The organism is Caulobacter endophyticus (assembly GCF_003116815.1).
Classification (GTDB): domain Bacteria; phylum Pseudomonadota; class Alphaproteobacteria; order Caulobacterales; family Caulobacteraceae; genus Caulobacter; species Caulobacter endophyticus.
Map to the genome: position 1 here is coordinate 147,357 of NZ_QDKQ01000037.1, position 23,226 is coordinate 170,582.

Genomic DNA, 23,226 nt, shown 5'->3' on the forward strand with positions numbered 1-23,226 from the left:
ATAAGGCGATCATCCAATGACCAGTCAGGCGGCTTTGAAACTCGTGGGCAAGGAAGAAGGCGACAAGGCGCGGGCGCTAGAGGCGGCTCTGGCGCAGATCGATCGGGCCTTCGGCAAGGGCTCGGTGATGAAGCTCGGCGAAAAGGGCAAGGTCGAGATCGAGTCGGTCTCCACCGGCTCTCTCGGGCTCGACATCGCGCTCGGCATCGGCGGCCTGCCGAAGGGCCGCGTCATCGAGGTCTACGGTCCGGAAAGCTCCGGCAAGACCACCCTGGCGCTTCACGTCGTGGCCGAGGTCCAGAAGGCCGGCGGGACCGCCGCCTTCGTCGACGCCGAACACGCGCTCGATCCCTCCTACGCTCATAAGCTGGGCGTCAATCTCGACAACCTGCTGGTCTCCCAGCCGGACAACGGCGAACAGGCCCTGGAGATCACCGACACCCTGGTGCGCTCGGGCGCGGTCGACATCGTCGTGGTCGACTCCGTGGCCGCCCTGACGCCGAAGGCCGAAATCGAGGGCGAGATGGGCGACAGCCTGCCCGGCCTCCAGGCCCGCCTGATGAGCCAGGCGCTGCGCAAGCTGACCGGCTCGATCAACAAGGCCAACACCATCGTCATCTTCATCAACCAGATCCGTCACAAGATCGGGGTGATGTACGGCAGCCCGGAAACGACCACGGGCGGCAACGCGCTGAAGTTCTACGCCTCGGTGCGCCTGGACATCCGCCGCACCGGCTCGGTCAAGAACCGCGACGAGATCATCGGCAACAACGTCCGCGTCAAGGTGGTGAAGAACAAGGTGGCCCCGCCGTTCCGCGAGGTCGAGTTCGACATCATGTACGGCGAGGGCATCTCCAAGCTCGGCGAGATCATCGACCTGGGCGTCAAGGGCGGCATCATCGACAAGGCCGGCTCCTGGTTCTCCTACAACAGCCAGCGCATTGGCCAGGGTCGCGACAACGTCCGCGAGTTCCTCAAGAACAACAAGGACCTGGCCAACGAGATCGAGACGGCCGTGCGCAAGGCCTCGCAGAAGATCGAGGAAGAACTGCTGGTCGGTGGTCCCGAGGACGGCGACGAAGACTAAGCCATTCGGCGCGCGCCTGCGCCGAACTTCGCGGCCGCCGCCCGCCGAGGGCGACCCCGCCTTATAGCCCACGGCGGAACGACACCGCCGTCGACGGCCGCGATCCCCGGACGCCTGGACCCCATGCCAGGCGTCCGATTTCGTTGAGATCCACCCCCTTGTCTCGTGACGGCGGGAGCGAGTGACGGAGCGCCGCCCCAAGATCCTCCCCTCTGGGGGAAGTGGCCCGACGGGCCGGAAGGGGGGCGCTTTCAGCTTCCGCTGAGCCTGCCCGCCCTACGCTAGGCATCCCTCGCCCGGGCGGGCAAGACGTCCTCGCATGAGGCGCGAGGCCGGGATGATCGCGCTGAATGAAAAGCGTCACAAACGTCTTGCCGGCGCGCCGCGGGCCGACCATCTCGACGTTGGATTTCCACAAAGCTTGAAACCGCGCTATGCAGCCCCGACTTCCGGCGCTGCCGGACCTTTCGAGATTCCCGAGACGACGATGCCTAGCCTCAACGAGATCCGCAGCACCTTCCTCGACTACTTCGGCAAGGCCGACCACGCCGTCACGCCGTCGGCGCCGCTGGTGCCGCAGAACGATCCGACCCTGCTGTTCGTCAATGCGGGCATGGTGCCGTTCAAGAACGTGTTCACCGGCGCCGAGACGCCGGCCCATCCGCGCGCGGCCAGCTCGCAGAAGTGCGTCCGCGCCGGCGGCAAGCACAACGACCTGGACAATGTCGGCTACACCGCCCGTCACCACACCTTCTTCGAGATGCTGGGCAACTTCTCGTTCGGCGACTACTTCAAGGAACAGGCGATCACCCACGCCTGGACCCTGCTGACCGGCGAGTTCGCCCTGCCCAAGGACAAGCTGCTGGTCACGGTGTACCACACCGACGACGAGGCGGCCGATCTGTGGAAGAAGATCGCCGGCCTGTCGGACGACAAGATCATCCGCATCCCGACCAGCGACAACTTCTGGTCCATGGGCGACACCGGTCCCTGCGGCCCGTGCTCGGAAATCTTCTACGACCACGGCGAAGGCATCTTCGGCGGCCCTCCGGGCAGCCCCGATGAAGACGGCGACCGCTTCATCGAGATCTGGAACCTGGTGTTCATGCAGTTCGAGCAGATGGCCGGCGGCGAGCGCGTGGCGCTGCCCAAGCCCTCGATCGACACCGGCATGGGCCTGGAGCGCATCGCCGCCGTGCTGCAGGGCCAGCACGACAACTACGACATCGACCTGTTCAAGGCGCTGATCGCGGCCTCGGTCGAACTGACCGGCGTCAAGGCCGAGGGCGACCAGGCCCCGTCGCACCGCGTGATCGCCGACCACCTGCGCTCGTCGTCGTTCCTGCTGGCCGATGGCGTGACGCCGTCGAACGAAGGCCGCGGCTACGTGCTGCGCCGGATCATGCGCCGGGCCATGCGCCACGCCTACCTGCTGGGCGCCAATGAGCCCCTGATGCACCGCCTGGCCCCGACCCTGGTGGCCGAGATGGGCCAGGCCTATCCGGAACTGCGCCGCGCCGAGGCCTCGATCGTCGAGACCCTGCGCCAGGAGGAAGAGCGCTTCCGCACCACGCTGGGTCGCGGCATGGGCCTGCTCGACGAAGCCACCGCGGGCCTGTCGACCGGCGACGTGCTGGATGGCGAGACCGCCTTCAAGCTCTACGACACCTACGGATTCCCGCTCGACCTGACCCAGGACGCCGTGCGCGCCAAGGGCCTGACCGTCGACACCGACGGTTTCGACGCGGCCATGCAGAAGCAGCGCGAGATGGCGCGCGCCAACTGGGCCGGTTCGGGCCAGCAGGGCGCGGCGGCCGCCTGGTTCTCGATCAAGGAAAAGGCCGGCGCCACCGACTTCGTCGGCTACGAGACCACCGAGACCACGGGCGTCGTGAAGGCCATCGTCGCCGACGGCGCCGAGGTCGAGTCCGCCCAGGCCGGCCAGACCGTGGACGTGCTGCTCGATCGCACCAGCTTCTACGCCGAAAGCGGCGGCCAGGCCGGCGACACCGGCGTGATCGAGGCCAATGGCGCCGAAAGCCGCGTCCTCGACACCCAGAAGCAGGCCGGCGAGCTGCACGTGCACCGTGTCGAACTGGCCGGGCCTCTGAAGGTCGGCGACCAGGTCGTGGCCAGCGTCGACGCCGAGCGCCGCCACACCACCCGCTCCAACCACTCCGCCGCCCACCTGGTGCACGCGGCCCTGCACCATGTGCTGGGTCCGCACGTCGCCCAGAAGGGCCAGATGGTCGACGGCGAGCGCATGCGCTTCGACTTCAGCCACGGCGGTCCGCTGAGCGCCGACGAGATCGAGCGCATCGAAGCCGAGGTCAACGCGGTCATCCGCCAGAACGTGGCCGCCCAGACCAAGGAAATGGCGCCGCAGGAGGCCATCGAGGCCGGCGCCGTGGCGCTGTTCGGCGAGAAGTACGGCGACAGCGTGCGCGTGCTGACGCTGGGCGACAGCCTGACCGAAGCCGGCAAGGCCTATTCGGTCGAGCTGTGCGGCGGCACCCACGTGGCCCGCACCGGCGACATCGCCCTGTTCAAGATCGTCTCCGAGCAGGGCGTGGCCGCCGGCGTGCGCCGCATCGAGGCCCTGACCGGCGAGGCGGCCCGCCGCTTCCTGCTCGACCAGGCCGGCGTCGCCAAGGCCCTGGCCGACCAGTTCAAGACCCCGGTCGCCGAGGTCCTCTCGCGCGTCGACGTCCTGGTGGCCGAGCGCAAGAAGCTGGAGAAGGAACTGGCCGAGGCCAAGAAGCAGCTGGCCCTGGGCGGCGGCGGCGCGGCCTCCGGTCCGGAAGACGTCAATGGCACGGCCCTGATCGCCCGCGTCCTCGACGGCGTCGGCGGCAAGGAGCTGCGCGGCGTCGCCGAGGAGTTCAAGAAGCAGCTGGCCTCGGGCGTCGTCGCCCTGGTCGGTACGACCGATGGCAAGGCCGCCGTCACCGTAGCCGTCACCGCCGATCTGGTCGGCAAGTTCAGCGCCGCCGAGCTCGCCAAGGCCGCCGTGATCGCCATGGGCGGCCAGGGCGCGGGCGGCAAGCCCGACTTCGCCCAGGGCGGCGCCCCGGACGCCAGCAAGGCCGACGACGGCCTGGCGGCGATCAAGGCCGTGCTGGCTGGTTGATAGGCCCTGGTAGCCGGGGCGACATCGTCGCCCCGGTTTTGGCGTCTCTGGGTTGAACTCGCCTTGCCGGTAGGCCAGGGTCGCCTCCATCAGTTGATGGAGTTCCCATGATCGGCCTGCTCATCGCCGCGATCCTCGCCACGCAGGCTTCGGCCGGGCCGTCGCCCGACGACGCCCAGGCCCAGGGGCAGGCCGCGCTTGAGGGCATGACCAAGATCTTCACGACGCTCGGATCCTGCGAGCGCCATTTCACGCCCGAGCAGGTGAAGGGCGTCAAGCGCGGCTTCACGCCCGCCGCCGGGCAGGCCCCGACCCCGCTTCAGGCTCACATCGCTGGCGCCTATGAGCGCGGCAAGGCCGACACCTCGCTGTCGGCCCCGGTCTGCCAGGAGATGATGCGCCTCCTGGCGGAACAGAAGAAGCGGTAGACGCCGACCCTACGGATCCAGCTGCGCCTGGCCCTTGCCCAGCTCCAGCCAGTCGTTGAAGGGCAGGTGGTAGTAGAGGTCGAAGACCTCGGCCTGCAGCTTGAAGGGCAGGCTGCTCTCGCTGTTCCACAGCATCACGACGCCGGTCTTCCTGGCGGGGTCGAACATCATGGTGGCGCGATAGCCGTCGACGGCGCCGCTGTGGCCGGCCAGGCGGTGGCCCTGGTAGCCGAAGCTGCGCATGGCCAGGCCGTAGCCGGGTTTCTCCAGCGTGCGGCCCAGCGGCGAGTTGCCGTAGGGCTTGCCGGTGTTGACGCGGGGACGCTGGATCTCCTCCAGCACATTGGCGGGCAGCACGGCGGGGGCCAGGCCCATCTGGGCCTGCATCCAGCGCGCCAGGTCGACGATGTTGGAGTTCACCCCGGCGGCGGCGGGGGTCAGGTAATAGGCCTCGGCCAGGGTCAGGCGGCGCCCGTAGCGGGTGGGCCGGGCCCAGTGCCTGGCGTCGCTCAGTTCGGTCATGCCGATGGTGGCGCTGCTCATGCCCAGCGGCAGGAACAGGCGCTGGCGGGCCTCTTCGGCATAGGGCCGGCGGGTGGCGGTCTCGACGATCTCGCGGATCGTGTCGAAGGCGACGTTCTGGTAGGTGTGGCAGGTGGCCGGCGGGCACTGGGGCGGTACATCGCCCAGGGCCTGGCGGATCATCTTGGGTGCGCGTCCGCCCTCCAGCCAGCCGTCATAGGCGTTGCGCGGCAGGCCCGTGCGCTGGGACAGCAACTGCTCGATGGTCAGGGTCGCCTGGGCGCCCGCCGGCAGGCGCAGGCTGGTGTCGAACTTGCCCAGCGGATCGTTCAGCGAGAACGCCCCGTCCTGCGCCAGGCGGGCGCTCAGCGAGCCCGCGATGGTCTTCGACAGCGACGCCCAGCGGAACACCGTGTCGGGACCCACCGCCTCGCCCTCGTCGGGCATGGTGACGCCGTAACCCTTGACGAACGACAGCCGGCCGTCCTCGACCACGGCGACGGCCAGGCCCGTCATCGAGCGGTCGCGCATCATCGCCTGGACGCGGTTGTCGAGGGCGCGGTAGTCGATCTCGCCGCGCCAGTCCTGAGGCTTCAGCGGCAGCACCATGGGCGTGGCGGCCGCGGCGATGGTCTTGTCGTCTGCGGCCTGGGGGGCGCGCGTACAGCGCACGACGCCGAAGGTCAGGGCGCCCAGCACGGCCACGCCGGCGGCGGCCGCGGCGATCCGCCACGGGGTCCAGCGACGGCGACGGAAGGTGAACTGCGAGGTCTTGATGAACTTGGTCAGGCTGTCCGTCCGTACATAGCAAAAGCGGCGGCCCGACGCCGGCAGCCCCCCGGTGTCGCATCCGCATCACATATGAAACACGAAACGTCCGTCCTAGCGGTTTGACCGGGGGCGACAAGCCCAATCGACGGGCCTTGGCGCCATTGTCGACGCCTGGCCGCGCGAGAGGCTTGCCGGGCGCCACCAGGGCGATAACATCGCGGCATGAAACGCCTTGCTAGCGCCGTCGTGGCAGCTCTCCTGCTCCTGGGTCCGGTCGCATCGAGCGAGGCGAGGGCGCAGATCCACGAGCGGATCTATCCCGCGCCGAAGCAGCCGCTGGACCTTGCGGGCCTGCCGTCGGCCGCGCAGCTGATCACGGTGAAGACCGAGGACGGTCTGGCGCTGCGCGGCGTCGAGGCGCCGCCGCGCGAGGGCAAGCCCACCTTCCTGATCTTCCACGGCAATGGGTCGAGCGCGACCAACTCGGTGCGCTGGCTCGCGCCCCTGGTCGCCGAGGGCTACGGCGTGGTGGCGGCCGAATACCGCGAGTACAGTGGCAACCCCGGCCGGGCCAGCGAGAAGGGCCTGGCGGCCGACGCCGACGCCTTCTTCGACCGGGCCAGGGTGGTCGCCGGCTCGGGCAAGCTGATCGTCGTCGGGCACAGCCTGGGCGGCGGCGTGGCCTTCGGCCTGGCGAGCCGGCGAAAGCTGGACGGACTGGTCACCATCGGAACCTTCACGCGGCTGTCGGCCATGGCCCCGGCCATCGCCCGCCCGCTGCTGACCGACCGCTACGACAACAAGGGCGCGATCGCCTCGCTGGACGAGCCGCTGTTCCTGATCCACGGCGACGCCGACCCGGTCATTCCCTATGGCCATGGCGAGGCGCTGAAGGCCGAGGCGGTCGCCGCCCATCGCCAGGGCGCGATGTTCACGGTCCTGGGCGCCGGTCACGGCCCCAACTCGGCCACCCTGGCGATGGTGCTGAAGGCGATCGCCACCAAGGTCGAGGGCGGAGAGGCGAAGGCCCAGGTCACCCTGCCGGCCAACGTGCGGCTGGCGCCGTTCTAGGTCACCAGCACCAGCTCCCCGCCTGGCGTGAAAACGTATTCATAGTAGAACCACAGGTCCGTCGGGCTGCTCGCCTCGATCTTGAAGGCGGTGATCAGGCGCTGGCCGTCGGTCTTCAGGTAGATCGCGCCATAGACGTCGACATTGGTCTTGGAGAGCTTGGCTAGGTCTGCCTTGATGGTCTCGGCCAGGGCCGGGGAGGGCGCTGCGGCCAGTTCGGCGACGGCCTTGCTCACCTTCTCGATCAGCACCTGGTCGCTCTTTTCGCGGGTCGAGCGCTGCAGCTCGGTCGACAGCAGCACCGGCGAGGCGCCTCGGCCGGCGCGGCCCAGGCGCCCCAGCAGGTCGGGGCGGGGATGGACGTGGCCCTCCTCGTCGCCCGACGAGATGATGAAGCAGGCGGGGCTGACCGCTTCGAGGAAGGCGTCGGTGACCTTCTCCGAGCCGTGGTGGCACACCTTCATGATGTCGGACCGGAGGCGCTGGGCGACCTTGCCGACCATCATCCGGTACTCGGCGCCGCCGGCGGCCGGGAAGGCCGAGAGGCCGGCGTAGCGGGTCAGCAGGTAGCGCTCGGCCGGTTCGTTGAGGTCGCCGCCGAAGAACACGCTGAACCGGCCGTAGGTCAGGCGCAGCAGGATCGAGTGGCCGTTCTTGGTCTCTCCGTACGAGCCGCCGATGCGGCGCAGGCGGGCCTTGCCGCCCGCGTCGCGTTCGACCGCCGGACCCAGCACCTCGATGGCGTAGCCGCGGCCGTCCGAGGGGGCGTAGCCGGGCATGTAGCTGCGGCCGTCCTCGACCTGGCCGTGCTCGGTCGACAACATGCCGATCTCGCCGACCTTGGGATTGTCGAGCGCGGCCTGCATCACGCTGGGATAGCCGTACCTGGCGTTGGCCTTGCGGTCGGGCAGCTGGGCGCGGACGTCGGCCTCGGTCTGCGCCAGCTCGGTCTGGTAGGTGATCTTGCTGGCGGGGTCTTTCACGAAGGCGCCGAGCTTGGCCCAGGTTCCCGACACGGCCCGCTCGACCAGGCCGTTCTGCCAGATGCGCTTGAAGCCGATCCTGGGGTTGGCGAAGATCGCCTCGAAGCCCTGGTAGTGGTCGCTGTCGGGGTGGGTGATCACCGCGGAGTCGAACGAAAAGCCGCGATAGGCCTTGAAGCGCCCGTTCAGGAACCGCTCCATGTTGTCGCCCTCGCCGGCGTCGACGACGATCACGCCCTCCTTCTCGCCGGTCTCGGGGGTGATCAGCACCGCCCCGTCGCCCTGGCCTACGTCGAGGAACACGATCTCCAGCGGCCGGGTCGCGACCGTGTCGGCCTTGGGGATGTAGAGGGTCTGGGGATTGGCGTTGGGCGACCACTTGATGCGTAGCCAGCCGTCAGGCTCTTCGCCGTCGAGGCTGAGCCAGTCGCCCCACAGCACCTGGCGCGCTTTGGTCTTCCGGTCGGCGGCGTAGAGGAAGATCTTCCGCCCGTCGTGGCCGAGCCCCGCATAGACGTGAGCCATGGCGCCCCTCCCTGGTCTTCAACCCTTGGGCGCATCATAGCGTGGTTACGCTTCGAGTTCACGACGAACGTCGGTTCTCGCCCCGATGGCCCGCTTGGCCAAATCGCGGGGCGACTGAACAAGACCGTTCTTGTCGCCGTCGACACATTCCGCGGACTTCTTCCACTCCTCATCCAAGGACAAAGTCGATGCCGATCAAGGCCACCCCGACCCCCGGCGCCCAGCTGCTGACGCCGACCGACCACACCCTGATCATGATCGACTTCCAGTCGCAGATGGCGTTCGCGACCCACTCGATCGACGCGATCACCCTGCGCAACAACGCCGGCCTGGTGGCCAGCGCCGCCGCCGGCTTCGGCGTCTCGACCATCCTGACCACGGTCGCCGAAAAGAGCTTCTCGGGCCCGATGTTCGCCGAGGTCACCGCGCCCTTCCCGGGCAAGACCCTGCTGGACCGCACCTCGATGAACACCTGGGAAGACGCCCCGGTGATCGAGGAGATCAACAAGATCGGCAAGGACCGCATCGTGCTGGCCGGCCTGTGGACCAGCGTCTGCATCGTCGGCCCGGCGCTTTCGGCGCTGGCCCAGGGCTATGAGGTCTATGTGATCACCGACGCCTGCGGCGACGTCTCGGCCGAGGCCCACGAGCGCGCCATCGACCGCATGGTCCAGGCCGGCGCCCGCCCGATCACCGCGCTTCAGTACCTGCTGGAAATGCAGCGCGACTGGGCCCGCACCGAGACCTACGACATGACCACCGGCATCGCCAAGACCTACGGCGGCGGCTACGGCCTGGGCATCATCTACGCCAAGTCGATGTTCAACGCCCACGAAGGCTAAAGAGCCCGCCCGCGCCGGCTCGATCCCGGGCCGGCGCGGCGCGCCCCAGCAAGGCGTCCCATGATGAAGATCTATATCCTTTCGCTCGCCGCGGGCCTTGCGGTCGGCGTGTTCTACGGCCTCTTGCAAGTGCGCTCGCCCGCGCCGCCGGTCGTGGCCCTGGTCGGCCTGTTCGGCATTCTCGTCGGCGAGCAGATCCCGCCGCTGGTCAAGGGCTTCATGGCTCGCAAGCCCGCCGCCGTCTCGTGGCTGAACCACCAGGTCAAGCCGCACATGTTCGGCCCGCTGCCATGCGGCGAGAAGCCGACGCAGCTGGCCCAGAGCGAGCCGCCGGCCGCCCCCAAGGCCTGAAGACGCGTCTCCCCCAAGTCCGTCGTCCCCCGAAGTTTCTCCCGGAGTTCCGCCCATGACCTCGCCCGACCTGATCCTGCGCAACGGCCGTTTCACCACCCTGGACCGCAGCAACCCGAACGCTCAGGCCGTCGCCGTCACCGAAGGGCGCTTCACCGCCGTCGGGACCGAGACCGAGGTCATGGCCCTGGCCGGCCCCAACACCAGGGTCGTCGACCTGAAGGGCCGCCGGGTGCTGCCGGGCCTGATCGACAACCACCTGCACATCATCCGCGGCGGCCTGAACTTCAACATGGAGCTGCGCTGGGACGGCGTGCGCTCGCTGGCCGACGCCATGGGCATGCTCAAGCGCCAGGTGGCCATCACCCCGCCGCCGCAGTGGGTGCGGGTCGTCGGCGGCTTCACCGAGCACCAGTTCGTCGAAAAGCGCCTGCCGACCATCGAGGAACTGAACGCGGTGGCGCCCGACACCCCGGTGTTCATCCTGCACCTCTATGACCGCGCCCTGCTGAACCAGGCTGCCCTGCGCGTCATCGGCTACGACCGCGACACCCCCGAACCGCCCGGCGGCCAGATCATCCGCGACAGCCAGGGCAACCCCACCGGCCTGCTGCTGGCCAAGCCCAACGCCCAGATCCTTTACGCCACCCTGGCCAAGGGTCCCAAGCTGCCGTTCGATTACCAGGTCAACTCGACCCGCCACTTCATGCGCGAGCTGAACCGCCTGGGCGTGACCGGGGCGATCGACGCCGGCGGCGGCTTCCAGAACTATCCGGACGACTACGAGGTCATCCAGAAGCTGGCCGACGAGAACCAGCTGACCATCCGCCTCGCCTACAATCTCTTCACCCAGAAGCCCAAGGGAGAGAAGGACGACTTCCTGAACTGGACGAAGACGTCGAAGTACAAGCAGGGCGACGACTATTTCCGCCACAACGGCGCCGGCGAGATGCTGGTGTTCTCGGCCGCCGACTTCGAGGACTTCCGCCAGCCGCGCCCCGACATGCCGCCGCAGATGGAGGGCGAGCTGGAGGAGGTGGTCACCATCCTGGCCCAGAACCGCTGGCCCTGGCGGATGCACGCCACCTATGACGAGACCATCGATCGGGCGCTGGACGTGTTCGAGAAGGTCAATCGGGATGTTCCACTAGGGGGCCTGAACTGGTTCTTCGACCACGCCGAGACGATCTCGGAAAAGTCGATCGACCGCATCGCCGCCCTGGGCGGCGGCGTGGCCGTGCAGCACCGCATGGCCTACCAAGGCGAATACTTCGTCGAGCGCTACGGCGCGGCCGCCGCCGAGGCGACGCCGCCGATCGCCAAGATGCTGGAGAAGGGCCTGAAGGTCTCGGCCGGCACCGACGCCACGCGCGTGGCCTCGTACAATCCCTGGGTCTCGCTGGCCTGGATGATCACCGGCAAGACCGTCGGGGGCACGCGCATCTACTCGCAGCGCAACTGCCTGGACCGCGAGAGCGCGCTTCGCATGTGGACCGAGAACGTGACCTGGTTCTCCAACGAGGAAGGCAAGAAGGGCCGGATCGTGGAAGGCCAGCTGGCCGACCTGATCGTGCCCGACCGCGACTTCTTCGGCGTGCCCGAGGACGAGATCGCCGACATGACCTCCGACCTGACCATGGTCGGCGGCAAGATCGTCTACGGCGCCGGCGACTTCTCCAAGCTCGACGAGAACGAGGTGCCGCCCGCCATGCCCGACTGGTCGCCGGTGCGGGTGTTCGGCGGCTATGCGGCCTGGGCCGAGCCGGAGACCGACAAGACCCTGCGTCGCCAGGCGGCGGCCTCGTGCGGCTGCGCCAGCAGCTGCGGCGTCCACGGCCACGACCACGCCACGGCCTGGACCAAGAGCCTGCCGATCGCCGACCTGAAGTCGTTCTGGGGCGCGCTGGGCTGCGCGTGCTGGGCCGTCTGATGAACGCCTCTGTCGACAACCGCCTGCGCGGGGCCTTCCTCGCGCCGGCGGTGCGCTGGATCGCCCTGCTGGGCCTCTGCGCCGCCTATATCCAGGGCGGCCTGACCAAGGCCTTCGACTTCCCGGGCGCGCTCGCCGAGATGACCCATTTCGGCCTGTCGCCTGCCGCGCCTTTCGCGGTGCTCGTGATCGTGCTGGAACTCGTCGCCTCGCTGATGATCCTCACCGGCCGGCTACGCTGGCTGGGGGCGCTGGCCCTGGCGGCCTTCACCCTGGGGGCCACCTTCATGGCCAACCGCTTCTGGGAGATGGCCCCGCCCGAACGCTTCGGCGCGACCAACAGCTTCTTCGAGCACCTGGGCCTTATCGGCGGCTTCCTGCTGGCGGCCTGGCACGACCTGCAACCGCGAGACAGGTCATGAGAACGCTGGCGGCCGCGGCGCTCGTTCTCGTCGCGGTTCCGGCTCTCGCGGCCGAGCGCCCCGCGATCAAGGCCAACCGCTGGCAGGAGGACCGGCCCGATACGTCCCTGACCCTCGGTCTGACCCTGCGCGAGCGGGTCGAGACGGGCGACGCGGCCAGCTTCGGCGGCGAGCCGTCGGACACCAGCCTGTCCCAGCGCCTGCAGGTCCACGCCGACGCCCGCAAGGGCGGCTGGCAGGGCTTCGTCCAGCTCGAGGACGTGCGCGCCTTCGGTCGTCGCGACATCGGTCCGGCCGACCAGAACCGCCTGGACCTGCGCCTGGCCTTCGTCGGCTATCAGGCCGAGGTCTGGGGCGGGAAGGCCAATGTGCGCGTCGGTCGCCAGGACTTCCCGATCGACCAGCAGCGGTTCCTGTCGGCGCGCGATGGTCCGGGCGTGCGCCAGTCGTTCGACGCGGTGTGGGCCGACTGGTCGCGCGGCGACTGGAAGCTGGCCGGCTTCGTCAGCCAACCGGTGCAGTATCATGACGGCGAGGCGTTCGACGACACCTCTAGCGGCAATGTGCGGCTCGACCTCGTTCGGGTCGAGCGCCGCGCGCCCGGCGGTGCGATCTCAACCTATGCCGCCCGGTTCGCCCGCTCGACCGCCCGCTATGTCGACGCGGTCGGCGAGGAGGACCGCCTGGCCTACGACCTGCGCTATCTCGGTGCGGCCGGGGCGCTGGACTGGGATCTGGAGGCCATGGTCCAGCGCGGCGATGTGGGGGCGAGCGACGCTCGCGCCTGGGCGGCCGGCGGCCGGATCGGCTGGACGCTGAAGAGCCTGGCCTGGAAGCCGCGTCTGGGCTTCCAGGTCGACACGGCCAGCGGCGACGACCGCGCCGGCGACGGGAAGGTGGGGACCTTCGACCCCCTCTATCCCAACGCCGCCTATTTCACCCGCGCGGCCTACACCGGCTACGCCAACCTCGTGCACGTCAAGCCGTCGGTGACCGTGACGCCCGTCAAGGGCCTCTCGGTGACCGCCGCCCTGGCTGGCCAGTGGCGGCGCGAAACGACCGACGCGATCTACGCCCAGCCCTTCATCCCCCTGTCCGGCACCGCTGGGCGCGGCGGACGCTGGACCGGGGCCTACGCCCACCTGCGGGCGGACTATGCTTTCAACCCGAGCCTGACCGGGACCATCGAGGCCGTCTACTATGAAGCCGGAAGCGCCCTGCGCGCCTCTGGCCGGGACGACAGCGACTATCTCGGCGTCGAGCTCAAGTACGGATGGTGACCATGAGATTCCCGAGCCTTTCCCAGCTGATGAGCTTCAATGGCGGCTATCTCGACACGGTCGGCTTCCTGGCGCTGCAGGGCGTGTTCGTCGCCCACGTGACCGGCAACTTCGTCACCTTCGGCGCGGCCATGATCCATGGCGCGGACGGGGCGATCGCCAAGCTGCTGGTGCTGCCGGTGTTCTGCGCGGCGGTGGTGATCAGCCGGCTGGTGACCTTCAAGCTTGAGGCGGCCAATCTGCCGACCCTGCGGATCATGCTGGCGGTCAAGACGGTGCTGCTGATCGCCGGTTCGGTCGCCGCCGTCGTGCTGGCGCCGTTCGCCAAGGGCGACAGCTGGCAGCTGATCCTGGTGGCGGTGCTGTTCGTCTGCGCCATGGCCATCCAGAACGCCGCTCACCGGGTGCACATTCCGACCGCCCCGCCGACCACGCTGATGACCGGCTCGACCACCCAGATCATGCTCGACGTGGCCGAACTGATCCGTGGCGGCGGTCCGGACCGAGCGGCCTCGGTGGCGCGGATCAGGAAGCTGTCGGCGGCCGTGGGCCTGTTCGCGGCCGGCTGCGGCCTGGGCGCCCTGGCCTTCGCCTTCGGCGGGACGTGGGCGTTCTCGCTGTCGGCCGTGCTGGCTTTCCTGTCGCTGTTCTCGGCCGAGGCCCGCAGCCAGCGGGGGTAACGGTCCCATTCGGGTCGCGGGCTTCACCCGCCTGGGTAGCTGAGGTTCACCCGGGCGGGAATGGCGGAGGGGCGCCCATTGGTTGAGTTTCGCTACACGCCGGCCCCGCGCTGGCGCGCCGAAGACCAGCCGAAGAGAGCGACGATGCAAGCCCACACAGTATCGACACGCGTCCCTGAACCGGCCCCAGAATCCCTTTCGGAGCCCGCCAGGGACCAGATCCGCCTGCTGCTGATGCAGGCCCGCCATGCCCTGGCCACCGACCCTGCCGACGCCGAGCGCTGCATCGCCGTGGCGGTGCGCCTGCTGCCCCAGATCGACGCGGCCACGCGCGAGCCCAAGGTCTTCGCCGCCCCGGTCATTCAGCGCGGAGGCCTGGCGCCCTGGCAGGTGCTGCGGGTCAAGGCCCTGGTCGAGGCCCGCCTCACGGGGCGCATCTCCAGCGCCGAGATGGCCGCCGAAGCCCGTCTCAGCCCCAGCCACTTCTCGCGGGCCTTCCGCATCAGCTTCGGCGATGCGCCCAAGGCCTATGTGAACCGCCGCCGCATCGCCCGCTCCAAAACCATGATGCTGGAAAGCGGCGACTCGCTGGCCGCCATCGCCCTGGCCTGCGGGCTTTCGGACCAGGCCCACTTCTGCCGCATGTTCCGCCGCTTCGAGGGCGTCTCGCCCAGCGTCTGGCGGCGTCTGCGCGGCGGGGCGTCCGACGCCGCCGAGGTCGAGAGCAACTGGCAGATGGCCGCGGTCGGCTGAACGGAGAGACAGACCCGTGACCGCCGCCGTCATGCTGATCCACGGCGCCTGGCTGACGCCGCGCGCCTGGGACCGCTTCAAGGCCCGCTACGAGGCCCAGGGGCTGACGGTGGTCGCGCCCGCCTGGCCGCTGCTGGACGCGCCGGTGGAAGATCTGCGCCGCCTGTCGCCGCGCGTCCTGGGCCGGCTGACCCTGGACGCGGTGGTCGACGCCTACGCCGCCCACGCGGTGGCCCTGGTCGAGCCGCCTATCCTGATCGGCCACGGCATGGGCGGACTGATCGTGCAGCGGCTGCTGGACGGCGGTTGCGGCGCCTGCGGTGTGGCCATCGCCTCGACTCCGCCGCTGGGCCTGCTGGCCCGGCCGCGTGCGGCCTGGGCGCTGCGGCGGCTGCTGACCCGCTGGGGCGGCGCCGCGCCGCTGTCACCGCATGGCTTCGCGTCGCTGTTCGCCCAGGCCCTGCCGGTGGGCGAGCGCATCGCGGCCTATGCCGAGCACGTGGTTCCCGCGCCCGCGCGGGTTGTGCGCCAGGCCCTGCTGGGGCGGAACGGCCGCGCGTCCGGGGCCGCCAGACGGCGTCCGCCGCTGCTGCTGATCGCGGGCGACGAGGACCGCATGGCCCCGCCGGCCATGGTCGCCGCCGCCGCGCGCCACCAGCGCAGGGCCGCCTCGCGCACCGACCTGCAATGCTTCTCGCGTCGCTCGCACTGGCTGTGCAACGAGTCGGGCTGGGAGGACGTCGCCGACTTCGCCCTCGACTGGGCGCTGGCCAATGGGAGGGCCGCGGCGCCCGCCGTTCGCGCGACGCTTCCGGGTCAAGCCCCGAAAGGGTAATCGTGCGCCGCTTTCGTGTATGGTCGCGGTTCGCCAAACCCGCCAACTGGCCAAACGCCAACTGTATGAGTCCCATGCGCAAGGACCGGTCCCCGGACGCCGCCGAATGAATGAACACCCCGCCAGCACGCAGGCCGGCGACGACCGTATCCGCGTACTGATCGCCGACGACCATCCCATGCTGCGCGAAGGGGTGATCGCGGTGCTCGAGACACAGTCCGACATGGTGGTGGTCGGCGAGGCCGCCACCGGCGACGAGGCGATCGCCGGATGGGAGCGGCTGCGTCCCGACATCACGCTGATGGACCTGCAGATGCCAGGCAATGGCGTGGTGGCCATCGAGACCATTCGACGCTCGCACCCCGAGGCGCGGATCATCGTGCTGACCACCTTCACCGGCGACGCCCAGGCCCTGCACGCCCTGCGGGCCGGGGCGGCCGGGTATCTGCTGAAGAGCAGCCTGCGTCGCGACCTGCTGGACGCCATCCGCGGCGTACACGCCGGCCGCCGCCATCTGCAGGCCGAGGTGGCCGAGCGCATCGCCATCCACGCGATCGACGAGGCGCTGAACGCCCGCGAGATCACCGTCCTGCAGCTGATCGCCAACGGCAATTCCAACAAGCACATCGCCCGCGAGCTGAACCTGTCGGAAGACACCATCAAGTCGAACATCAAGAGCATCTTCGCCAAGCTCTATGTGAACGACCGGACCCATGCGGTGACCGTCGCCGCCAAGCGCGGCATCATCGACCTTTGAGCCGGGCAGGGGGGCTCCGCATCGGACTGGCGGGCGCGGCGCTCGCCCTGGGGCTGGCGGCGATCGCCCAGGCCGCGCCAGCGCTCGAACCCCTGGCAGAATACAAGCGCGTCAGTTGGTCGATCGAGGGCGGGGCGCCCAGCCGGGTCAACACCATCGGACAGTCCAGGGACGGCTATCTGTGGATCGGCAGCGTCGATGGACTGTTCCGCTTCGACGGCGTGGCCTTCGAGCCGATTCAGCGCGACGGGCCGAAGCCCGGGCGGCTGAACGTCTCGCAGGTGCTGGGCGCGCGCTCGGGAGCGCTGTGGGCGGGCCTGGGGCGCGGGGGCGGCGTCGTGGTCTATCGCGACGGCCGGCTGATCGACGCCCGCATGCCCGATCCCTCGCGCGAGGTCACCAGCCTGGCCGAAGACCGCGAGGGCGGGATCTGGGTCGCCCGGGGCGGCCGCAAGCGCGCGACCCTGGCCCGCTGGCATGACGGCCGCTGGACGGAGTTCGGCCCGGAGGCTGGCCTGCCCGAGCAGGAGATCTGGCAGGTCTTCTTCGACCGCCAAGGCGTCCAGTGGCTGGTGCTGACGAACACGGTGCTGCGCCGCGCGCCCGGCGAGACCCGCTTCTCGCCCACCGGCGCCAAGGTCGCCCGCCGCGCCAGCCTGGCGCAGGACGCCCTGGGACGGCTGTGGCTGTCGGATTCCACCAGCACGCGCCTCATGAGCGGCGAGGCCCCGGCCGCCTCCTCTCTAACCCAGGCCTATCCACGGCGCGACGAGGTGGGCGCCTCGCGGATCCTGTTCGACCGCAAGGGCGACCTGTGGGGCGCCACCTGGACCGACGGCGTAGTGCATATCCCGGCGCCCGGCGTGGCCGCCCGCAGCGCCGACACCGGCGCCCTGCGCATCCAGTCCTACAAGGCCGTCCACGGCCTGACTTCCGACCAGACCCACGCCGTGTTCGAGGACCGCGAGGGCAACATCTGGTTCGGCACAGAGCTTGGCCTGGACATGATGCGGCCGGCGGCGGTGACGGTGGAGCAGGCCATCCCGCCCAACTCCGCGCGCGGCTACCGAATGACCGCCACGGCGGACGGTTCGGTCTGGGTCGCCGACGCCCACACCCTCTACGCCATCGCGCCGGGCCGGGCGCCCAGGCCGGTCCTGAGAACCGACTGGTCGGCCGGATCGCTGTGCGCGGCGGGGAGCGATGCGGTCTGGGTGACGCTGCGCGACACGGTGCTGCGGGTGCGGAGGGACAAGGTCGAGACCTTCCCCAAGCCGGCCGAGGCCAGCGCCTATGGCTGCGCCGAGGGCGAGGACGGCCGCTTGTGGATGGCGGCGCTGGACAAGGGGCTCTACTGGCGCGAGGGCGGGGCGTGGAGCCGCTGGTCCGGCGGACAGGGCATCGCCTCCAACGCCGCGCTGCAGCCGGACGGCCGGGCGGCGATCCTGTTCCGCAACGCCCCGACGCTTCAAGGCCGTCCGCCGTTCGAGCCTATCCACAAGGCGCGGTTCAGCATCGGCGAGATCGAGGGCCTGCTGCCGGGACGAGAGGCTCTGTATGTCAGCGGCGGCCAGGGCTTCGCGCGGCTGCGGGGCGGGGCGGTCGCCAGCCTCGACGCCGAGCGCTATCCCTGGCTGACCTCCGTCAACGGCCTGGTCCAGACCCCGGCCGGCGACACCTGGACGATCGGCGACGCCGGCGTGGTGCGCATGCGCTCGGCCGATCTCGACCAGGCCCTCGACAAGCCGGGCGCGGCGCTGCCGCGCCGGGTGTTCGACTTCCGCGACGGTCTCAACAGCTTCGTGCAGAAGTCGCCGGGCCAGCAGATCGCCGCAGGGGGCGACGGCCGCATCTGGATCCTGACCCGCCGCAACGTCGTGGTCGTCGATCCCGCCCGCCTGAGCGTCAACACCCTGCCGCCGCCGGTGGCGATCCGCGCGGTCATGGTCGGAGACCAGCATTTTCGCGATCCGGCCGCCCTTCGCCTGCCGGCCGGCACGCGGGGCCTGCGCATCCACTATACGGCGCTGAGCTTCCCGGCGCCCGACCGCGTGCGCTTCCAGTACCGCCTGGAGGGTGTCGACAAGGACTGGATCGAGGCCGGCGACCGGCGCGAGGTCATCTACGACAACCTGCATCCGGGGACCTTCCACTTCCGGGTGAAGGCGGCCAATAGCGACGGCGTCTGGAACGAGCAGGGCGCGACCCTGACCGTCGAGATTCCGCCGACCCTGGTGGAGACCTGGTGGTTTCGGGCCGCCTGCGTGCTGGCTGTGGCCCTGGCGCTGTGGGGCGTCTACGCCTTGCGCCTGCGGCGGGTGTCGGCCCAGATCAAGGACCGGCTGGAGCAGCGCGCCGCCGAGCGCGAACGCATCGCCCGCGAGCTGCACGACACCCTGCTGCAGAGCGTGCAGGGCCTGATCATGCGGTTCCAGTCGGTGGCCTACCAGATCCCCGACGACCTGCCGGCGCGGGAGGTGATCAACCAGGCCCTCGACCGGGCCGACCAGATGCTGGTCGAGGGCCGCGACCGGGTGCGCGACCTGCGCGGGGCCGAGGTGCGACGCCTCGACCTGGTGCTGCGCGAGCTGATGGCCGAGCAGCCGTTCGAGCCTGGCGTGAAGGTCGAGCTGGCCGCGGAGGGAACACCGCGTCCGGTGCAGCCGCTGGTGCAGGAGGAGATCGTCCGCATCGCCGGCGAGGCGCTGTTCAACGCCGCCCGCCATGCCAAGGCCAGCCAGGTGCTGGTGAAGGTCTCGTACGGTGTTCGCCAGCTGCAGGTGACCATCCGCGACGACGGGGTGGGCATCGGCGCCAACCGCATGGCCTGGGCCAGCCGCGAGGGCCATTACGGCCTGATCGGCATGCACGAGCGGGCCGGCAAGATGGGCGCCCAGCTGGCTATCGAGAGCGCCTCGGGCAAGGGCACGACCATTGCGCTGAGCGTCGCCGGCTCGATCGCCTATCCGACCCAGCCGTGGTTCGCGCGGCTGGGAAGGAAGAAGTAGCGCTCAGGCCTTCAGCCACACGGCTACGGCCGACAGGGTCACGCAGGCGATCGCCGTGGTCAGGGCCACGGTGCGCGCGCCGCCGCGGGCGAAGACGCCATAGGCGCGGGTCTGGATGAAGACGTTGACCGCCGTCGGCGTGGCCGCCAGCAAGGTGGCGGCCAGGTGAAAGGCTGGCGGCGCCGGGGTCAGGCCGACCACGAACCACACGAGGACCGGCAGGATCGCCAGCTTGGCGATGGCGGCGGCGGCCACGGGGCTCCAGCGCGGCGGGGCGGCGTCGGCCTCGGCCGGCAGGCCCAGCACGACGCCCAGCGCCACCAGCGCCACCGGACTGCCCGAAGCGGCGGCCGCGCCGACCGCGCGGTCGAGCACGCCGGGCAGTTGCAGGCCGAGCAGCGCCAGGGCCGTGCCGAACAGGGCGGCGGCGACGATCGGGTTGCGGAACGCCTGCATGGTCGAGCGCCACACCGAACGCCCGCCGGCCCAGCCCAACAGGGCGACGCCCACCGCGGTGGCCAGCACGAAATCGATGGCGACCATGCCGGCGCCGACGCGGGCGACCTCGGGGCCGAACACGGCGGCCGCCACCGGCAGGCCCAGGAAGGCGCTGTTGCCGACGCCGGCGGCCATGGCCGCGCCCGCGCGCTCGCCCCGGTTCCAGCGCAAGGCCAGGCCCAGGCCGACCATCACCGCCATGATCACGCCCAGGCAGCCGGCATAGGCGGCCAGGCCCAGGGTCAGGTCGTGGCCGGGCCGGCCCATGCGCGACAGCGAATGCACCAGTAGGGCCGGAAAGCCGATCCAGTAGACATAGGCCGACAGGCCCTGGGCCATGCGGCCGTCGAGCAGCCGCAGCCGGGCCAGGGTCACGCCCGCCCCCACAAGCAGGAAGAACGGCAGAGCGCGCGCGAGCACCTCCAGCGTCAGGGCGATCATGTCGAACGCGCCTGCGACGGCGAAGGAAGGGTCATACGCGGGGGCCTCGGCGGAAAACGCGGGTCGCTGGATAGCATCGCCGCCACGCCGGGGTCAAAGCGGCGCTTGGCCAAGCGTCGGCGCTGCGGGCGGGGCGAAATGAGCGTCGGATGACACCATGAGCGCTCCCGTCCGGTGGTCAGCGTTCGTCGGCCGGCAGGCGGATGTGCACCAGCTTCCAGACGAACAGCTCGCGCCGCTGGAAGGTGAAGATCGTGGCCTTGGACTTGTCGTCCGGCCGACGCACGGCGATGCGTACGCGGTTGGGATCCCAGTAGGCGATGGTCGGGTAGGGGCCGCGCACCACGGTCTGCATCCGGCCCAGCACCGTCTCGGGACGGGCGGCCGGCTCCGGGGCCGCGCCGGGGGCGTAGCCGCGGGTCAGGGCCGACAGGCCCTGGACCGTGAGGTAGCGGTCCACCTTGGGCTCGGGCGGGGCGATCGGCTCGATGGCGCGCTTGAAGACTCCCATCGGGTTGGTCCACAGCGACGGAGCCTCGGGCTTGGCGGCGGGGGCTTCCTCGTCGAGCTGGCCGGTCAGGCTGCGCCGCACCACCGGAAAGTCGACCAGTTCGCCCAGCGCCTGCACGTCTTCGTACTGGGCCGCGGCCTTCAGGGCGCGGAACGCGAACCAGGGCGCTGAGGCGAAGGCGGCGGCGAAAATGAAGATCGCCAGGACCAGCAGGTCCCAGATCCGCTTCTGCAAAGTCATTGCGCCCCCGCACGGTTAACGCCGCCTAGAATGGGCATTCATGCCCCCTTCGCAAGGGCGTTCGCGTAGGAAGAGTTCCATCGATGGAATCCGCTTCCCCCGGGGGCGTGGCCGCTTTATGGGGTCGCCGCTTACGGCGCGGCCTTAAGCCCTCGCTGTCCCTGAGGAATTCCCGGAGCGTCCATGGCCGGCTCGCGCATCGCCGATCTCTTCCGCTGCAAGCCCGTAGGGGCGATCGCGGCGCAGGGCGACGACAATCCCAACGAGCTGCCGCATGAGCTGGAGCGGTCGATCGGCCTGTTCCAGCTGACCATGCTGGGCGTGGGCGCCACCATCGGCACCGGCATCTTCGTGGCCCTGACCACGGCCGTGCCCCTGGCCGGCCCGGCGGTCATCGTCTCGTTCGTCATCGCCGGGATCACCGCGGCGCTGACGGCCCTGTGCTACGCCGAACTGGGCTCGACCATCCCGGTGTCGGGCTCGTCCTACTCCTACGCCTACGCCACGCTGGGCGAGTTCGTGGCCTTCATCGTCGGCGCCTGCCTGCTGCTGGAATACGCCGTCTCGGCCTCGGCCATCGCGGTGGGCTGGGGTCAGTATCTGAACGAGCTGTTCGTCGACCTGTTCGGCTGGCGCCTGCCCGACGCCCTGGCCAAGCCGCCGGGCGCGGGCGGGGTTTTCAACCTGCCTGCCGTGGTGCTGGTGGGGTCGTGCATGCTGCTGCTGCTGCGCGGCGCCAAGGAGTCGACCACAATCAACGCGATCCTGGTGGTGGCCAAGCTCTTGGTGCTGCTGTTCTTCGTGGTCATCGCCTTCACCGGCTTTCGCTCGGAGAACCTGGCGCCGTTCGCACCGATGGGCGTGGCGGGGATCGGGGCGGCGGCCTCTTCGATCTTCTTCTCATACATCGGCATCGACGCGGTCTCGACCGCCGGCGACGAGGTCAAGAACCCGCGCCGGAACCTGCCGCTCGGCGTGGTGCTGAGCCTGCTGATCGTCACCGGCGTCTATGTGCTGGTGGCCATCGCCGCCGTCGGCGCCCAGCCCTGGACGGCCTTCGCCGGCCAGGAGGCGGGCCTGGCGGTGATCCTGCGCAACCTGACCGGCGCGGGCTGGACCTCGCTGGTGCTGTGCCTGGGCGCGATCATCTCGATCTTCAGCGTCACGCTGGTGGTGATGTACGGCCAGACGCGAATCCTCTTCGCCATGAGCCGCGACGGCCTTCTGCCGCGCATCTTCCAGAAGACCGATCCGCGCACCCGCACGCCCACCTGGAACACGGTGATCGTGGCCGGCTTCATCGCCTTCCTGGCGGCCTTCGTGCCGCTGGACGTGCTGGTCAACCTGACCAGCATGGGCACGCTGATCGCCTTCGCCATCGTCTCGGCCGGGGTGATCATCCTGCGCCGCACGCGGCCCGACCTGCCGCGCGGCTACAAGGTTCCGCTCTATCCGGTGCTGCCGATCGCCAGCGTGGCCTTCTGCGGCTACCTGATCATCGGCTTGCCGTGGGACACCTTCGCCCTGTTCGGCGCCTGGGTGACGGCCGCCTGCCTGATCTACTTCGGCTATTCGCGGAAGCACTCCAAGCTGGCCTGAAGGCGCGGGAGCGGCCCATTCTGGGTCAGGATTGAACACCGCGCCGCCTTCCTGGGGACGGAAGGGTCTCGCGCCTTGCCCGGTCTTCGCGACGCCCCCTAGGGTCCCGGCTGGCCGTGCTCAGATAGCGCGGTCGTTTTATCCGAGTCGGGTTTAGGATCGCCGCGATGACCCAGATCGAAGTGCAGGGAATGGAAAAGCGCGCCTACCGTCGCTACCCCGCCTCGCGCAAAGCCTACCTGGTGGTGGGCGGCGAGCCCCTGCGTTGCCGGTTGATCGACATCGCCAAGGGCGGCGCCCGCATCGCCGCGCCCGAGTTCGCCGCGCCGCCGGAGGTGCTGCACCTGGTCGATCCGGCCCGCCGCATGGTGCACCTGACCCGCATGGTCTGGCAGGGCGACGGCCAGATGGGCCTGCAGTTCATCGACTCGCGCGCCTTCACCGAACCGCTGGGCGGCGCCGAGGGCGCGGGCCGCGTGGTCGAGATGGTCGGCCCCTGGCCGAAGCCGGCCGCGAGTAACTAGGACTTTTTCGGCTTCCGCAACGGCAAGCTGAGCCAACC

Annotated in this window: 20 protein-coding genes; 16 read left to right on the forward strand and 4 right to left on the reverse strand. The window is 69.9% G+C overall.

The genetic code is table 11. The features are described 5' to 3' along the window. The first annotated feature begins 16 nt into the window (after positions 1–16). The 3 genes from recA to DDF67_RS11125 all read left to right on the forward strand — a co-directional run bounded on the left by recA (position 17) and on the right by DDF67_RS11125 (position 4,645). Positions 17–1,087, forward strand: coding sequence for a recombinase RecA (gene recA, locus DDF67_RS11115; protein ID WP_109100961.1), 1,071 nt, complete (start codon positions 17–19; stop codon positions 1,085–1,087). A gap of 487 nt (positions 1,088–1,574) precedes the next feature. Continuing rightward, on the forward strand, positions 1,575–4,217 hold the full coding sequence (gene alaS, locus DDF67_RS11120; RefSeq protein ID WP_109100962.1) for an alanine--tRNA ligase: 2,643 nt from the start codon (positions 1,575–1,577) through the stop codon (positions 4,215–4,217). A gap of 107 nt (positions 4,218–4,324) precedes the next feature. Then, on the forward strand, positions 4,325–4,645 hold the full coding sequence (locus DDF67_RS11125; protein WP_109100963.1) for a hypothetical protein: 321 nt from the start codon (positions 4,325–4,327) through the stop codon (positions 4,643–4,645). A 9-nt stretch (positions 4,646–4,654) separates the two neighbouring features. Here the strand turns inward: DDF67_RS11125 and DDF67_RS11130 are convergent, their stop codons facing one another. Further along, on the reverse strand, positions 4,655–5,872 hold the full coding sequence (locus tag DDF67_RS11130; RefSeq protein WP_233247619.1) for a serine hydrolase domain-containing protein: 1,218 nt from the start codon (positions 5,870–5,872) through the stop codon (positions 4,655–4,657). A gap of 288 nt (positions 5,873–6,160) precedes the next feature. Between DDF67_RS11130 and DDF67_RS11135 the strand changes: the two genes are divergently transcribed. After that, positions 6,161–7,009, forward strand: coding sequence for an alpha/beta hydrolase (locus DDF67_RS11135; RefSeq protein WP_109100964.1), 849 nt, complete (start codon positions 6,161–6,163; stop codon positions 7,007–7,009). Here DDF67_RS11135 and DDF67_RS11140 read toward each other — a convergent pair. After that, complete coding sequence (locus DDF67_RS11140) at positions 7,006–8,517, reverse strand: ComEC/Rec2 family competence protein (protein ID WP_109100965.1); 1,512 nt, start codon at positions 8,515–8,517, stop codon at positions 7,006–7,008. The genes DDF67_RS11135 and DDF67_RS11140 overlap by 4 nt on opposite strands. 188 nt (positions 8,518–8,705) lie before the next feature. On the opposite strand from DDF67_RS11140, the gene DDF67_RS11145 reads away from it, so the two are divergent. The 10 genes from DDF67_RS11145 (at position 8,706) to DDF67_RS11190 (ending at position 19,375) form a co-directional block, all read left to right on the forward strand. Next, positions 8,706–9,359, forward strand: coding sequence for a hydrolase (locus DDF67_RS11145; RefSeq protein WP_109100966.1), 654 nt, complete (start codon positions 8,706–8,708; stop codon positions 9,357–9,359). A gap of 63 nt (positions 9,360–9,422) precedes the next feature. Further along, a complete protein-coding gene (locus DDF67_RS11150) occupies positions 9,423–9,710 on the forward strand; it encodes a XapX domain-containing protein (protein ID WP_109101015.1) in 288 nt (95 codons plus the stop codon). A 55-nt stretch (positions 9,711–9,765) separates the two neighbouring features. Further along, positions 9,766–11,640, forward strand: a complete 1,875-nt coding sequence (locus DDF67_RS11155; RefSeq protein ID WP_109100967.1) for an amidohydrolase — start codon at positions 9,766–9,768, stop codon at positions 11,638–11,640. Beyond that, positions 11,640–12,062 carry a DoxX family protein gene (locus DDF67_RS11160; protein WP_109101016.1) on the forward strand — a complete coding sequence of 141 codons (423 nt, stop codon included), beginning with the start codon at positions 11,640–11,642 and terminating at the stop codon, positions 12,060–12,062. The genes DDF67_RS11155 and DDF67_RS11160 overlap by 1 nt, the downstream gene beginning before the upstream one ends. Then, positions 12,059–13,342, forward strand: a complete 1,284-nt coding sequence (locus DDF67_RS11165) for an alginate export family protein (RefSeq protein WP_109100968.1) — start codon at positions 12,059–12,061, stop codon at positions 13,340–13,342. The genes DDF67_RS11160 and DDF67_RS11165 overlap by 4 nt, the downstream gene beginning before the upstream one ends. Before the next feature lie 2 nt (positions 13,343–13,344). Next, complete coding sequence (locus DDF67_RS11170; RefSeq protein WP_109101017.1) at positions 13,345–14,022, forward strand: YoaK family protein; 678 nt, start codon at positions 13,345–13,347, stop codon at positions 14,020–14,022. Between the two features lie 144 nt (positions 14,023–14,166). Then, positions 14,167–14,775, forward strand: coding sequence for a helix-turn-helix domain-containing protein (locus DDF67_RS11175; protein ID WP_233247620.1), 609 nt, complete (start codon positions 14,167–14,169; stop codon positions 14,773–14,775). Between the two features lie 16 nt (positions 14,776–14,791). Continuing rightward, a complete protein-coding gene (locus tag DDF67_RS11180) occupies positions 14,792–15,610 on the forward strand; it encodes an alpha/beta fold hydrolase (protein ID WP_109100970.1) in 819 nt (272 codons plus the stop codon). 106 nt (positions 15,611–15,716) lie between these two features. Next, positions 15,717–16,367, forward strand: coding sequence for a response regulator transcription factor (locus DDF67_RS11185; protein ID WP_109100971.1), 651 nt, complete (start codon positions 15,717–15,719; stop codon positions 16,365–16,367). Continuing rightward, positions 16,364–19,375 carry a sensor histidine kinase gene (locus DDF67_RS11190; protein ID WP_109100972.1) on the forward strand — a complete coding sequence of 1,004 codons (3,012 nt, stop codon included), beginning with the start codon at positions 16,364–16,366 and terminating at the stop codon, positions 19,373–19,375. Before DDF67_RS11185 ends, DDF67_RS11190 begins: the two co-directional genes overlap by 4 nt. A gap of 3 nt (positions 19,376–19,378) precedes the next feature. Here the strand turns inward: DDF67_RS11190 and DDF67_RS11195 are convergent, their stop codons facing one another. Together DDF67_RS11195 and DDF67_RS11200 are read right to left on the reverse strand one after the other, a co-directional pair. Continuing rightward, positions 19,379–20,314, reverse strand: coding sequence for an AEC family transporter (locus tag DDF67_RS11195; RefSeq protein WP_109100973.1), 936 nt, complete (start codon positions 20,312–20,314; stop codon positions 19,379–19,381). A 178-nt stretch (positions 20,315–20,492) separates the two neighbouring features. After that, positions 20,493–21,065 carry a DUF2939 domain-containing protein gene (locus DDF67_RS11200; protein ID WP_109100974.1) on the reverse strand — a complete coding sequence of 191 codons (573 nt, stop codon included), beginning with the start codon at positions 21,063–21,065 and terminating at the stop codon, positions 20,493–20,495. 183 nt (positions 21,066–21,248) lie between these two features. Between DDF67_RS11200 and DDF67_RS11205 the strand changes: the two genes are divergently transcribed. Beyond that, positions 21,249–22,664 carry an amino acid permease gene (locus tag DDF67_RS11205; RefSeq protein ID WP_109100975.1) on the forward strand — a complete coding sequence of 472 codons (1,416 nt, stop codon included), beginning with the start codon at positions 21,249–21,251 and terminating at the stop codon, positions 22,662–22,664. 167 nt (positions 22,665–22,831) lie between these two features. Then, positions 22,832–23,188, forward strand: coding sequence for a PilZ domain-containing protein (locus DDF67_RS11210; protein WP_109100976.1), 357 nt, complete (start codon positions 22,832–22,834; stop codon positions 23,186–23,188). Positions 23,189–23,226: the final 38 nt, after the last annotated feature.

What these genes read in the sequence shown, in the direction of transcription:
- DDF67_RS11175 (WP_233247620.1), top strand. Translation starts at nt 14,167, where the DNA reads ATGCAAGCCCACACAGTATCGACACGCGTCCCTGAACCGGCCCCAGAA.
- DDF67_RS11140 (WP_109100965.1), bottom strand. Translation starts at nt 8,517, where the DNA reads ATGGCTCACGTCTATGCGGGGCTCGGCCACGACGGGCGGAAGATCTTC.
- DDF67_RS11160 (WP_109101016.1), top strand. Translation starts at nt 11,640, where the DNA reads ATGAACGCCTCTGTCGACAACCGCCTGCGCGGGGCCTTCCTCGCGCCG.
- alaS (WP_109100962.1), top strand. Translation starts at nt 1,575, where the DNA reads ATGCCTAGCCTCAACGAGATCCGCAGCACCTTCCTCGACTACTTCGGC.
- DDF67_RS11205 (WP_109100975.1), top strand. Translation starts at nt 21,249, where the DNA reads ATGGCCGGCTCGCGCATCGCCGATCTCTTCCGCTGCAAGCCCGTAGGG.
- DDF67_RS11125 (WP_109100963.1), top strand. Translation starts at nt 4,325, where the DNA reads ATGATCGGCCTGCTCATCGCCGCGATCCTCGCCACGCAGGCTTCGGCC.
- DDF67_RS11185 (WP_109100971.1), top strand. Translation starts at nt 15,717, where the DNA reads ATGAATGAACACCCCGCCAGCACGCAGGCCGGCGACGACCGTATCCGC.
- DDF67_RS11210 (WP_109100976.1), top strand. Translation starts at nt 22,832, where the DNA reads ATGACCCAGATCGAAGTGCAGGGAATGGAAAAGCGCGCCTACCGTCGC.
- DDF67_RS11135 (WP_109100964.1), top strand. Translation starts at nt 6,161, where the DNA reads ATGAAACGCCTTGCTAGCGCCGTCGTGGCAGCTCTCCTGCTCCTGGGT.
- DDF67_RS11170 (WP_109101017.1), top strand. Translation starts at nt 13,345, where the DNA reads ATGAGATTCCCGAGCCTTTCCCAGCTGATGAGCTTCAATGGCGGCTAT.
- DDF67_RS11165 (WP_109100968.1), top strand. Translation starts at nt 12,059, where the DNA reads ATGAGAACGCTGGCGGCCGCGGCGCTCGTTCTCGTCGCGGTTCCGGCT.
- recA (WP_109100961.1), top strand. Translation starts at nt 17, where the DNA reads ATGACCAGTCAGGCGGCTTTGAAACTCGTGGGCAAGGAAGAAGGCGAC.
- DDF67_RS11145 (WP_109100966.1), top strand. Translation starts at nt 8,706, where the DNA reads ATGCCGATCAAGGCCACCCCGACCCCCGGCGCCCAGCTGCTGACGCCG.
- DDF67_RS11150 (WP_109101015.1), top strand. Translation starts at nt 9,423, where the DNA reads ATGAAGATCTATATCCTTTCGCTCGCCGCGGGCCTTGCGGTCGGCGTG.
- DDF67_RS11195 (WP_109100973.1), bottom strand. Translation starts at nt 20,314, where the DNA reads ATGATCGCCCTGACGCTGGAGGTGCTCGCGCGCGCTCTGCCGTTCTTC.
- DDF67_RS11155 (WP_109100967.1), top strand. Translation starts at nt 9,766, where the DNA reads ATGACCTCGCCCGACCTGATCCTGCGCAACGGCCGTTTCACCACCCTG.
- DDF67_RS11200 (WP_109100974.1), bottom strand. Translation starts at nt 21,065, where the DNA reads ATGACTTTGCAGAAGCGGATCTGGGACCTGCTGGTCCTGGCGATCTTC.